Annotated in this window: 16 protein-coding genes; 13 read left to right on the top strand and 3 right to left on the bottom strand. The window is 38.0% G+C overall.

The window, feature by feature from the left end; all coding sequences use genetic code 11:
• Window positions 1–3 precede the first annotated feature (3 nt).
• From map to rplQ, 8 genes are all read left to right on the top strand, one after another.
• A complete protein-coding gene (map, locus tag BM207_RS07320; RefSeq protein WP_090992912.1) occupies window positions 4–789 on the top strand; it encodes a type I methionyl aminopeptidase in 786 nt (261 codons plus the stop codon).
• A 71-nt stretch (window positions 790–860) separates the two neighbouring features.
• Window positions 861–1,079 (top strand): translation initiation factor IF-1, encoded by a 219-nt coding sequence (gene infA / locus BM207_RS07315; RefSeq protein WP_008244555.1) that lies wholly within the window; start codon window positions 861–863, stop codon window positions 1,077–1,079.
• 8 nt (window positions 1,080–1,087) lie between these two features.
• Entirely contained in the window at window positions 1,088–1,204 is a 117-nt protein-coding gene (gene rpmJ, locus BM207_RS07310; protein ID WP_010599887.1) for a 50S ribosomal protein L36, read from the top strand.
• A 72-nt stretch (window positions 1,205–1,276) separates the two neighbouring features.
• Complete coding sequence (rpsM, locus tag BM207_RS07305) at window positions 1,277–1,654, top strand: 30S ribosomal protein S13 (protein ID WP_090992911.1); 378 nt, start codon at window positions 1,277–1,279, stop codon at window positions 1,652–1,654.
• A gap of 120 nt (window positions 1,655–1,774) precedes the next feature.
• Complete coding sequence (gene rpsK / locus BM207_RS07300; protein ID WP_090992910.1) at window positions 1,775–2,164, top strand: 30S ribosomal protein S11; 390 nt, start codon at window positions 1,775–1,777, stop codon at window positions 2,162–2,164.
• Window positions 2,165–2,230: 66 nt separating this feature from the next.
• Window positions 2,231–2,839, top strand: coding sequence for a 30S ribosomal protein S4 (gene rpsD, locus BM207_RS07295; RefSeq protein ID WP_090992909.1), 609 nt, complete (start codon window positions 2,231–2,233; stop codon window positions 2,837–2,839).
• Between the two features lie 76 nt (window positions 2,840–2,915).
• Entirely contained in the window at window positions 2,916–3,908 is a 993-nt protein-coding gene (locus BM207_RS07290) for a DNA-directed RNA polymerase subunit alpha (RefSeq protein ID WP_090992908.1), read from the top strand.
• Between the two features lie 77 nt (window positions 3,909–3,985).
• Window positions 3,986–4,561, top strand: a complete 576-nt coding sequence (gene rplQ, locus BM207_RS07285; RefSeq protein WP_090992907.1) for a 50S ribosomal protein L17 — start codon at window positions 3,986–3,988, stop codon at window positions 4,559–4,561.
• A 57-nt stretch (window positions 4,562–4,618) separates the two neighbouring features.
• Here rplQ and BM207_RS07280 read toward each other — a convergent pair whose 3' ends face one another.
• Window positions 4,619–5,242 carry a gluconate 2-dehydrogenase subunit 3 family protein gene (locus tag BM207_RS07280; protein WP_090992906.1) on the bottom strand — a complete coding sequence of 208 codons (624 nt, stop codon included), beginning with the start codon at window positions 5,240–5,242 and terminating at the stop codon, window positions 4,619–4,621.
• A gap of 1 nt (window position 5,243) precedes the next feature.
• The gene (locus BM207_RS07275) at window positions 5,244–6,980 is read right to left on the bottom strand and encodes a GMC family oxidoreductase (RefSeq protein WP_090992905.1); all 1,737 of its coding nucleotides are present in this window, start codon (window positions 6,978–6,980) and stop codon (window positions 5,244–5,246) included.
• Window positions 6,981–7,088: 108 nt separating this feature from the next.
• Between BM207_RS07275 and BM207_RS07270 the strand changes: the two genes are divergently transcribed.
• Complete coding sequence (locus BM207_RS07270; protein WP_090992904.1) at window positions 7,089–8,276, top strand: class I SAM-dependent methyltransferase; 1,188 nt, start codon at window positions 7,089–7,091, stop codon at window positions 8,274–8,276.
• Window positions 8,277–8,293: 17 nt separating this feature from the next.
• On the opposite strand, the gene BM207_RS07265 is transcribed toward BM207_RS07270, so the two are convergent.
• Window positions 8,294–8,782 (bottom strand): hypothetical protein, encoded by a 489-nt coding sequence (locus BM207_RS07265; RefSeq protein WP_143095925.1) that lies wholly within the window; start codon window positions 8,780–8,782, stop codon window positions 8,294–8,296.
• Window positions 8,783–8,865: 83 nt separating this feature from the next.
• On the opposite strand from BM207_RS07265, the gene BM207_RS07260 reads away from it, so the two are divergent.
• From BM207_RS07260 to dnaK, 4 genes are all read left to right on the top strand, one after another.
• Complete coding sequence (locus BM207_RS07260) at window positions 8,866–9,297, top strand: Spi family protease inhibitor (RefSeq protein ID WP_090992902.1); 432 nt, start codon at window positions 8,866–8,868, stop codon at window positions 9,295–9,297.
• Window positions 9,298–9,323: 26 nt separating this feature from the next.
• Window positions 9,324–10,040, top strand: a complete 717-nt coding sequence (locus BM207_RS07255) for a C10 family peptidase (protein ID WP_090992901.1) — start codon at window positions 9,324–9,326, stop codon at window positions 10,038–10,040.
• An 8-nt stretch (window positions 10,041–10,048) separates the two neighbouring features.
• The gene (locus BM207_RS19360) at window positions 10,049–10,171 is read left to right on the top strand and encodes a hypothetical protein (protein WP_262497204.1); all 123 of its coding nucleotides are present in this window, start codon (window positions 10,049–10,051) and stop codon (window positions 10,169–10,171) included.
• A gap of 252 nt (window positions 10,172–10,423) precedes the next feature.
• Window positions 10,424–12,331 carry a molecular chaperone DnaK gene (gene dnaK, locus BM207_RS07250; RefSeq protein WP_090992900.1) on the top strand — a complete coding sequence of 636 codons (1,908 nt, stop codon included), beginning with the start codon at window positions 10,424–10,426 and terminating at the stop codon, window positions 12,329–12,331.
• The last annotated feature ends 15 nt before the right edge of the window (window positions 12,332–12,346 follow it).

The raw sequence follows: 12,346 nt of genomic DNA, 5'->3' as shown, positions 1-12,346 counted from the left end.
GATATGTCGAAAATTTATTATAAATCTCTGGAAGAGATCGAATTAATAAGAGAAAGTTCTTTACTTGTTTCTAAAACCCTGGCCGAAGTGGCTAAGATCATTAAGCCAGGGGTTACTACACTTTCGTTAGATAAGATGGCTTTTGAATTTATAAAAGATCACGGTGCAATACCAGCTTTTTTAAATTACGGTGGATTTCCTAATTCACTTTGCATCTCTCCTAATGAGCAAGTAGTACATGGTTTCCCAAATGATCACGTGATTAAAGAGGGAGATTTAATTTCTGTAGACTGTGGGGTAATCAAAAATAATTACTTTGGAGATTCAGCTTATACTTTTTCTATTGGAGAAGTAGATGCCGAGAAGCAGAAATTGTGTAAAGTAACACAAGAGTGTTTGAAACTTGCTATTGAGAAAGCAGTAGTGGGGATGAGGATAGGTGACATTGCTTTTGCAGTGCAACATCATGCGGAGACGAATGGTTTTGGTGTAGTAAGAGAACTAGTGGGACATGGTGTTGGTGTTAAGTTACATGAGAAACCCGAAGTGCCAAATTATGGTAAGCGGGGGAGTGGAATTAAGTTAGAAGAGGGGATGGTTATCGCAATTGAGCCAATGATTAACGCTGGTAAAGCTGGTGTGAAGTTTTGGTCTGATGGGTGGACTGTTACTACCATCGATAACAAGCCATCCGCTCATTTTGAACATACGGTTGCTGTAAAGAAGGGGAAAGCAGATGTTTTATCAACATTTTCGCTTATTGAAGAAGTTTTACAAGAAAAAAAGTAAAAAAGTAAAAATTTTTATTTAATTTTGCAACCCTGTTTAATAGCAGCTAATTAAGTAAAAATCAAGATAATATGGCTAAACAAGCCTCAATTGAACAAGACGGAGTAATAAGAGAAGCATTATCGAATGCCATGTTTCGGGTTGAACTAGAGAATGGCCATGAGATTATTGCTCATATTTCAGGAAAAATGAGGATGCACTACATCAAGATTTTACCTGGGGATAAAGTTAAACTAGAGATGTCGCCTTACGATTTATCAAAGGGTAGGATCACTTATAGATATAAATAAATATTATAATGAAAGTTAGGTCATCAATTAAAAAACGTAGCGCTGATTGTAAGATTATTCGCCGTAAAGGAAAACTTTACGTAATAAACAAGAAAAATCCTAAATACAAACAACGTCAGGGGTAATTAAAACATTGGAACGAATTCGTACAACGGTGGCCCGCCGTTCGGTCGTTCATTTTAAAGCAACATATAAATATGGCAAGGATTTCAGGTATAGATTTACCAAGAAATAAAAGAGGTGAAATCGGACTAACTTATATCTTCGGAATAGGTAGACAAACCGCTCAGAACATTTTAACTGAAGCAGGGATAGATTTCAACAAAAAAGTACAAGATTGGTCAGACGATGAATTGTCGGCTATCCGTACAATCATTAACGACAACATTAAGGTTGAAGGTGCATTACGTTCAGAAGTTCAATTGAACATCAAACGTTTAATGGATATTGGTTGTTACCGTGGCTTGCGTCATAGAAAGGGATTACCTGTTCGTGGTCAACGTACTAAAAACAATTCTCGTACCCGTAAAGGAAAGAGAAAAACAGTTGCTAACAAGAAAAAGGCTACTAAGTAGTCATAAATGATAAACCTGTAGTAGTAGTACTACGGTTTGGAACAAAATCAATTAAAATAGTTAATGGGTCCGGATTATTAGTTAATCCAGTAATTCACTAACTTATAATTAAAGCAAAAAATGGCTAAGAGTAAAAAAGTTACCAAGAAGCGTATTGTTGTTGTTGAGTCTGTAGGTCAGGCGCACATTAATGCTACGTTCAACAACATCATTGTTACTTTAACAAACAACAATGGTCAAACTATTTCATGGTCTTCAGCAGGTAAAATGGGATTTAAGGGTTCTAAAAAGAACACTCCATATGCTGCAGGACAAGCTGCATCTGACTGTGGTAAAGTGGCGTTTGACTTAGGTTTACGTAAAGTAGAGGTTTTTGTTAAAGGTCCAGGTTCAGGCCGTGAGTCTGCAATCAGAACTTTGCAAGTGGCAGGTATTGAAGTAACATCTATTAAAGATATTACCCCACTTCCTCACAATGGATGTCGCCCTCCTAAGAAAAGAAGAGTATAATTAATTAATTTTTAAAGCTAAGAGTCTCCCGATTTCAGTTGGGATGATACTTTAAAATCACAAACAATGGCAAGATATACCGGACCAAAGTCCAAAATTGCGCGTAAGTTCAGAGAGCCTATTTTTGGCCCTGACAAAGTATTAGACAGAAAAAACTATCCTCCTGGCCAACATGGCGCTTCAAAAAGAAGAGGAAAACAATCTGAGTACGCAGTACAGTTAATGGAGAAGCAAAAAGTAAAATACACTTATGGTGTATTAGAAAAACAATTCCGTAACTTATTTACCAAAGCGTCAGCACGTGAAGGTATTACTGGTGATAATTTATTACAATTATTAGAAGCACGCTTAGATAATACAGTATATAGATTAGGTATTGCTCCAACCCGTTCAGGTGCACGTCAATTGGTTAGCCATAAGCACGTAACTGTTAATGGTGAGGTTGTAAACATTCCATCATATCAATTAAGAGCTGGTGATGTAGTTGCAGTTCGTGAGAAATCTAAAACATTAGAAGCAATTACAAATTCTGTAGCAGGAAGAATGATCAATAAATTCAATTGGTTAGATTGGAATGCTAGCGAGTTATCAGGTAAGTTTTTAACTTATCCTAACCGTGATGAGATTCCAGAAAACATTAAAGAGAACTTAATCGTCGAGTTATACTCGAAGTAATCAATAAGGTTAAAGCCCTCGTGGCTTTAACTTTTTTACGTTACACAACATTAATAACGATCTAAAAACATTATAAATGGCAATTTTAGCATTTCAGAAACCCGATAAGGTAATCATGCAGAAATCAACAGATTTCGATGGTCAATTTGAATTTCGTCCTTTAGAGCCCGGTTTCGGTGTAACAATTGGTAACGCCCTAAGAAGAATTTTACTTTCTTCCTTAGAAGGTTTTGCTATCACAAGTATTCGTTTTTCAGGCGTTTCTCACGAATTTTCTACCATGAAAGGTGTTGTAGAAGATTTAACAGAAATCATCTTAAACTTAAAGCAAGTACGTTTTAAGAAAGTTGGTGATTCTGGAGATTCAGAGAAAGTATTTATCATTGTAAACGGTCAGGATCAGTTCCTTGCTGGCGACATTACTAAGTTCTCTAACAACTTCGAGGTTTTAAACCCTGATTTTGTAATTTGTAACATGGAGAAATCAGTTACTTTAGAGGTAGAATTGACCATTAATAAAGGACGTGGTTATGTACCTGCAGAAGAGAATAAAATTACTGATACTGTAGTTGGTGTAATCGCAATCGATTCGATTTTTACCCCAATGAAAAATGTAAAATACACGATTGAAAACTATCGTGTTGAACAAAAAACAGATTACGAGAAATTAATTCTAGATATTTCTACTGACGGATCTATCCATCCAGAAGAAGCATTGAAAGAGGCAGCTAAAATTTTAATCCAGCACTTTATGTTGTTCTCTGATGAGAACTTGGTATTAGAATCTCAAGCTAAAGAAGAAACTAAAGAAGTAGATGAGGAAATTTTACATATGCGTAAAATTCTTAAAACGGAATTAGTTGATTTAGATCTTTCTGTACGTGCATTAAACTGCTTAAAAGCAGCTGATATCCGTACTTTAGCTGATTTAGTTTCTTATGATGTTGCTGATATGTTAAAATTCAGAAACTTCGGTAAGAAATCTTTAACTGAAATTCAAGAACTAGTGAAATCTAAGCAATTATCGTTTGGAATGAACTTGTCTAAATTTAAGTTAGACGAAGAATAATATTATTTAAATATTCACTGTGTATAATTCCCTCAGATTAAGTTCAAAGAGACGGTATACACTTTACAAAACAAAAAATGAGACACGGTAAAAAACACAACCATTTAGGTAGAACAACATCACACAGAAAGGCGATGTTGGCTAACATGGCTTCCTCACTAATCAAGCACAAGAGAATTTCAACTACTTTAGCTAAAGCAAAAGCTTTACGCGTGTACGTTGAGCCAATTATTACAAAATCAAAAACAGATACTACACACTCTCGTCGTATTGTATTCTCTTATTTGCAAGATAAAGAAACAGTTACTGAATTGTTTCGTGATGTAGCTGCAAAAGTTGCTAACCGTCCAGGTGGTTATACACGTATTATCAAATTGAACAATCGTTTAGGTGATAATGCTGAAATGGCTTTAATTGAATTAGTTGATTACAACGAAGTTTATGGTCAGGATACTGCTGCTGCAGAAAAGAAAACTACACGTAGAGGTAGAAGCAAAGCTAAAAAAACTGATGCTTCTGCTGCTCCAAAAGCTGAAGCTGTAGTAGTGGAAGATGAAGCTACACCAGCTGTAGAAACCGTTGAAGAAACTCCTGCAACTGAGGAAGCTACTCCAGAAGCACCGGCTACTGAAGAAGAAGCTCCAAAAGCATAAATGTCCTGAAAAGACATAAAAAAACCTCTAGCATGTGTTAGAGGTTTTTTTTATGTCTTAGATTTTTACACCATCCATACCGTATTGCTTTAACACGTCTGCTGGTACACCTTCCCATTGATTGGGTAAATTTCCTACATAACCAATATCCTTAACGCCAATCTCGGTAGTATAGAAGCCGGAGGCAGTTAAATTCCTCATCCTACTAAAGAATGCTACACCAGCCTGCATTTCGGGTTTTGCTTTTTTAGGATAGGCAATTTCATCAATGATAGAAATCTGTGCTGTTGGAGAAGCTTCGATAAAAGCTTTTTGATAACGATTGAAGCAATGAAGATCCAACCATTTTAAACCGCCTCGCATAGGAACTTGATGTTCTGGCATGTCTTTTACAATAAACTCAATAAATTCAGGCACTTTTGCATCGGACGCACTTCCTGATACATCATCTTTAGGAATGATAATGTCTGCCAAGACAGTTATGGTGGCCATTTCATGTTTTGTGAAGAATGTCTCAGCCTTCAGCTTTTTCTCTCTGTCTATCTCCCATTGCTCACGACCAGCCTCATCTCCAGTTGCAGCAACCTCTTCTTTTTCTCCAGACGACTTACAAGCAGCTACTAGAACTGTTGTACTTAATGCGGTTAGGCCTATGGCCTTTAAGGAATCACGTCTATTCATGTTAAATATTTTGTTTTTTCTTTTCTGATAAAATGTATTCTGCAGTTCTCATTGCTAAGGCCAAGATTGTCCAGGTAGCATTTTTGTCGCCCTGTTGTACGAATGGACCAGCATCAACCACAAATAAGTTTTTACATTCATGAGCTTGGCAGTATTTATTGAGTGCCGATTTAGTTGGGTTATCGCCCATGCGAATGGTACCTACCTCATGAATGATCTTTCCTGGTGCTTCTAATCCATAATTCGTTTCGGGGCCATGAATTTTTGAAGTCACAATTCCGCCCATCTCCTTCATAATAGATTGAAAGGTTTCTTGCATATGTTTAGCCTGAAGAATTTCTTCCTTTGCCCAGTTATAGTGAAATCTTAGTACGGGAATTCCATATTTGTCGACCACATTCGGATCTATTTCACAATAATTATCTTCACGGGCAATTGCAGTACCCCGGCCTGCCATACCAACTCCCGTTCCATAAAAACGGCGCTGATCCTCTTTAAAGGCTAATCCATAACCTCCCTCATCTTTCATTTTTCCATTTTTATCAGGAACCATGCCAGTCATAGTTGAAACCCCTCCTCCAAATCCATAAGATGGCATTCCCATTCCCCCGCCATATTCGATGTGGTATCCACGAGGGAAATCTAAATTCTTATTATCCAGCCACCAAGGGGAGTAGATATGAATGCTGCCCAATCCGTCTTCATTGTATCTTTTTCGATCCATTAATTGTGGTAGAAAACCATAAACGCTTGCTCCAGTTGAATCATGGAGGTACTTACCCACAACACCGCTGTTATTTGCTAGGCCATTTGGATGTGCAGATGATTTTGAATTTAAGAGAATTCTGGCAGACTCACAGGCACTCGCCCCTAGAATTACCAATTTTGCGTTAACCTGGTACTCCTGTAAATCTTTTCTATTGACATAAGAAACACCTTTTGCAGTGCCATCAGCGTTTGTGATAACTTCTCTGACCATTGCGTCCGTTATAACAGTTAAATTACCCGTACTGACAGCAGGAATTACTAAACACGAAGATGCAGAAAAATCGCCGTAGACTTTACAGCCTCTTCCACACTGACCGCAATAGAAGCAAGGTGCGCGATCGTTATTTCCTTTAATGGCCTCTGTCATAACCGCACCTCTACCTGCAATTACTTTTACACCAGCCTTTTCTGCTCCTTTTTTAATGAAAAGCTCGTTTAACCTAGGCTTTGGTGGTTTCATAAAGATGCCATCGGGTTCATTTTTTAGTCCCTCAACCGTACCATAAATTCCGATCATTCGGTCTACCTTATCATAAAATGGTTTAACATCATCGTAAGTAATTGGCCAGTCATCCGTTAATCCATCTGTAGGTTTAAAATCTTCAGGTCCCATTCTGAGAGAGATTCGCCCCCAGTGATTGGTACGGCCACCCAACATTCGGGATCTGAACCAATCGAACTCAGTTTTGTTTTTTTTGGTATAGGGTTCTCCCTCAAGTTGCCATCCACCGTATGAAGCATCAAAATCTCCGAATGGACGAGTTGTACCTGCGCCCCTGCGGGGTGATTCCCATGGCCATTTCAATTGGTGAGAATCAAGCCTGGGATCGAAATATTGCCCAGCTTCGAGCATCAATACTTTTTGCCCTGCATTTGCCAATACATAGGCTGCCATACCCCCACCTGCTCCAGACCCTACAACTATAGCATCATAAACGGTAGATGATTTTTTTATTTGAAAATCGCTCATTATAAATGGTTAGAATTTAAAGAATATCCTAATTTAAAGCTTAATTTTGGAAAATGGAAACGTTCAGGCGAAATGTAGTTAGAATGTTAGCTAAATCGATTTATATATATGAGTAGCAACGATGTTTTACTGAAATTTGCAGGCCTTTTAAGGGAAAGTATCGCAAATAATAATTTTATAAAATTATCGCTTGGTAATTACCATGGCAATGATGAAGCGCTTAAAAATCTGTACATACGAAAAGTTAAGATTAAGCGGGCTGATATGTTGTCGTTTAATTACAGATATAAAACGAGAGATATTTTTAAAAATTTTGCGGTCGACACGGGTGTAGCTAAAGTGATTCAATACGTAAGTAACGATTTTAAAGTAGGTACTCTGTTTACAACAGACGAAGAGACGGTAATCGAGCATCATCAAAAGAAGGGAATCTTGATTCGCTCCAAGAAGAATGTACAAGCTATACAAGTTTCGACTGCGCACGATAAGGAAAAGAAACGCATGATTAAACCCGCTGGAAATACCTATTTACATTCCCTAAAAATAACAGATGCGGATGGAAATGTATTTAAGAATGCGCAGGATAAATACAAGCAAATCAATCAATATATTGAAATATTGAGCTCGTTGATTAAGGAATTGCCAACAGGAACGATCAAAAACGTTGTTGATATGGGATCTGGGAAAGGATACTTAACTTTTGCTTTATATGATTATTTACATCAGCAATTAGCACTTAAAGCCCAAGTTACAGGCGTTGAGTATAGAGGTGACCTCGTAAATTTATGTAATGATATAGCTCGGCAAGCTGATTTTGAGCAACTGAAATTCGTAGAAGGAACCATTGAAGCGTATGAAGTAAGCAAGATTAATTTGCTAATTGCACTGCACGCTTGTGATACGGCTACAGATGATGCAATTTATAAAGGCATTCAAGCAGGTGCTGAACTAATTGTTGTTGCACCTTGTTGCCATAAGCAAATTAGAAGGGAAATTGAGCAACACAAAGTGAAGAACGATGTTTCTTTTTTGACTAAATATGGAATATTTTTAGAACGCCAGGCTGAAATGGTTACCGATGGCATTAGGGCGTTAATATTAGAGTATTTTGGCTATAAGACCAAAGTATTTGAATTTATCTCTGATGCACATACGCCAAAAAATGTACTAGTAGTTGGGATAAAAGGAAAGGAGCAGGGAGCGAAGAGCAAAGACGAAACTCTACAAAAAATAAAGGAAGCCAAGGCTTATTTCGGAATCGGGTACCATCATTTAGAACGGTTAGCGGGGATTTAGTCTTGTCTATAGCAGGGTTATTTTACAACTGTAAATCGACGTGGTCCCTGCTTTAGATCTTGATCATATTTAAGTATGCCATTGTACCAGACTTTACTGATCACTTTAGAATTCTCACCGTTTAGTATTTCACACTTTATGGTATCGGTTCCAAAATCGCCAAGTTTGATGAGCGTAATCGGGTATTCGGTATTGTTCGTCTCTGGTGTACCGGTATAGGGATAAACCTTCAAACCAATATCAGACAATCCATCTAAGGGTTTTATTAAAAAACCCTTTGAAGCACTGAGATTGCTTTGATTAAATAAAATGGGTTGGCCATCCTTAACAAAATATATATCTATGTTATTTTCATGAAGCACTATTGATGAGTTTAATAGATTTTGAGATTGTTGGTTTACAAGCAAAATTTCTACCATGGCAGAAAGGATTGTAGCTTTTTCTTTTTTACAGGACGAATTGAATAGTAGTGGAAGGACCATTACTATAACTAAAACTTTTTTCAATACATTCTTAATTAAGTACAATGTACTAATATAACAAAATAAGTTATATTATTGGTCTAATCATTTAACTTAACACTTTAAGAATGAAAAAAACGCACTATCTTATTTTGTTTATGCTCCCATGTTTCTTTGGTTGCAAAAAAGTCGATTATCTGCGGAATCCGCCTATAGAGCTAAGTAAAATCGACAACCACATAGTTACAATTGTACAAGCAAATAAGATCGCTTTATTACATGCTGCGTTTCCCCAACCTGTTAAAAAGCCTTCGAGAATAATGAATCTAGGTGAGCCTATTAAATCAAGCGTACAAATGCCCAATCCATTAAAGACAATTAAGAGTACATTTCCATATAACGATAGCGATTCTGATCCCACACTTTTTATCATTAACTTTGTTGAAGGCGGCTTTGTAATAGTTGGAGGCGATGATCGAATTAGACCGATATTGGCTCACTCTGATAAAACTTCCTTTCCAACGGATGAAGAATACCCTCTCCAATCGCAGATTGGTTAAAAGCGAATCATGAAGGAGTTAAATACATGAGAAGTAGAAATAAACCTCAAGCGGAATCGGTTAAATCAGATTGGGATCAAGTGTTTATGAAAGGTGAGCTTTCTTTGGGGAAAACGATTGCCATAAATTCATTGCCTGAATGTGACGAAGAGGGCGAACAGTACACAGAGACATTAATAAATGGTCCTCTTATGGGAACTACCTGGGGGCAGGGGGATGGGTATAACGCAAACACCCCGTATATGAATTGTTCAAGCTACATAAATGGTAACGCCCCAACCGGTTGTGTGGCCACTGCAATGGGTCAGGTGATGAACTATTATCAACAACCTTCTAATTGGTCTTGGAGCCCGTCCGGAGCGTATAGCTCTTCTACGAACACATTATTATCAGTGCTTGGAAACCAATTGGGGATGAATTACGGCTGTGGTGGATCTGGTGCGCTGATGAGCAATTTTGATAATGTGTTTGGGGCCTTAGGTTACTCCACTGCAAACTATCATAGCTACTACAATGCTTCTGTAGTTGAAAGTGACTTATTGAATAGTAAACCCGTAATCATTGGCGCGGGACAGAATTGGGCAAATCCATTTTCTGGGCATACTTGGGTTATAGAAGGCGTCTGGAAGATCGGTTATTACATATGTCATTTGGGGGAAGGGCCCTTTCCAGGGGCGATGTGCAAAGCAGGGGATTACCAAGCGGACCTGCCGGATATTGGACCCAAACTGCAGGCTATTTGAGATTTTATATGAATTGGGGGTGGGATGGAAGATGGGATGGTTGGTTTGGATATGATAAAAACAGCTGGACCCCTGGAGGTGTATCTGCCTATAATAACTGGATGGAAATGGTGACAAATATAACACCTTAAGGACACTATTGTTTAAAGATAGTCTGCCGATATAAGCATCTTGAATTAAGTCAAGATTTACATTTTAATAAAGCAATATTATTGCTCTAAAATTGAGCGAGCGGTCTCTTTCTGCCAACGTGTCAGCAGAAAAATAAGCTAAACTTCCTGTTTTAACAGTCGTTAAGGCTTAATTTCTGCCAAAACCTAATTGGCACATTGCTTGTTACTAGCTTGTAAACAATAAAATTTAAAAAAGTAAAATATAATAAAATGGGAAAAATAATTGGTATAGACTTAGGAACAACGAACTCTTGCGTTTCTGTAATGGAAGGTAACGAACCTGTAGTTATAGCCAACAGTGAGGGTAAACGTACTACGCCATCTATTGTTGCTTTTGCAGAGAACGGCGAGCGTAAGGTAGGAGAGCCTGCAAAACGTCAGGCGATAACGAACCCTACAAAAACAATTTATTCTATTAAGCGTTTTATGGGGTCTAGCTTTGCCGAAGTTTCGAAAGAGGTTGGAAGAGTACCTTATAAAGTAATTAAGGGAGATAACAATACACCTCGTGTAGAAATAGACGATCGTAAATATACTCCGCAAGAGATTTCTGCAATGATTTTGCAGAAAATGAAAAAAACGGCTGAAGATTTCTTAGGCCAAGAAGTAACAGAAGCAGTTATTACTGTTCCTGCTTATTTTAACGATGCACAACGCCAGGCTACAAAAGAAGCTGGTGAAATTGCGGGGTTAACAGTAAAACGTATTATCAATGAGCCAACTGCAGCCGCTTTAGCTTACGGTTTGGATAAAGCACATAAAGACATGAAAATTGTTGTGTTTGACTGCGGTGGTGGTACACATGACGTTTCTGTTTTAGAATTAGGTGATGGAGTTTTCGAAGTAAAATCAACCGATGGTGATACGCACTTGGGTGGTGATGATTTTGACCATATCATTATTGATTGGTTAGCTGCTGAATTCCAAACGGAGAATGGCATGGACTTGAGCAAAGATCCAATGGCATTGCAACGTTTAAAAGAGGCTGCCGAAAAAGCTAAAATTGAATTATCAAGCACTACTTCAACAGAAATTAACTTACCATATATTACTGCTGATGCGAGTGGCCCTAAACACTTAGTGCGTACTTTAAGCCGTGCAAAATTTGAGCAATTAGCTGGTGACTTAATTAAACGTACAATAGATCCTTGTAAATCGGCTTTGAAAAATGCTGGATTAAAAGTTGGTGATATTGACGAAATTATCTTGGTAGGTGGATCAACTCGTATTCCAGCTATTCAGGAAGCAGTTAAAGCGTTCTTCGGCAAAGAGCCAAGTAAAGGTGTAAACCCTGATGAGGTTGTAGCAATTGGTGCCGCTATTCAAGGTGGTGTTTTAACCGGAGAAGTTAAAGATGTATTGTTATTAGATGTTACCCCACTTTCTTTAGGTATTGAAACCATGGGCGGTGTGATGACTAAATTAATCGAAGCTAATACAACTATTCCTTCTAAGAAAGCGGAAACTTTCTCTACTGCTGCCGACAATCAGCCTTCTGTAGAGATCCATATTTTGCAAGGAGAGCGTCCAATGGCTGCTCAAAACCGTACAATTGGTCGCTTTATTTTAGATGGAATTCCACCAGCACCTCGTGGTGTACCTCAAGTAGAAGTTGCTTTCGATATTGATGCTAACGGTATCCTACATGTAAGTGCTAAAGATAAAGCAACTGGTAAAGAGCAGAAAATCCGTATTGAAGCATCTTCTGGTTTAACAGATGATGAGATCAAGAAAATGAAAGAAGAAGCTGAAGCAAATGCTGAAGCAGATGCTAAGCAGAAAGAAGAAGCCGATAAAATTAATGGCGCTGATGCTTTGATCTTCTCAACTGAAAAACAATTGAAAGAATTTGGAGACAAGTTATCTGCTGATAAAAAGGCACCGATTGAAGCTGGTTTAGAGAAATTGAAAACAGCACATGCGAGCCGTAATTTTGCAGACATTGATGCAGCGCAGGAAGAATTGCAAAATGCATGGAATGTAGCTTCTGAAGAGATGTACAAAGCCGGACAAGAGGGGCAAGCTCAAGAGGGCGCACCACAAACGGATGCTCAACAAGGAGGTGAAACCGTTACGGATGTAGAGTTTGAAGAAGTAAAAGACGAAGAGAAAAAATAGATCAAAAAAAATGTC

The sequence above is a fragment of the Pedobacter insulae genome, from assembly GCF_900113525.1.
Classification (GTDB): Bacteria; Bacteroidota; Bacteroidia; order Sphingobacteriales; family Sphingobacteriaceae; genus Pedobacter; species Pedobacter insulae.
The sequence above is the reverse complement of the archived record's forward strand: the minus strand, read 5'-3'. Positions and strand labels throughout refer to the sequence as shown.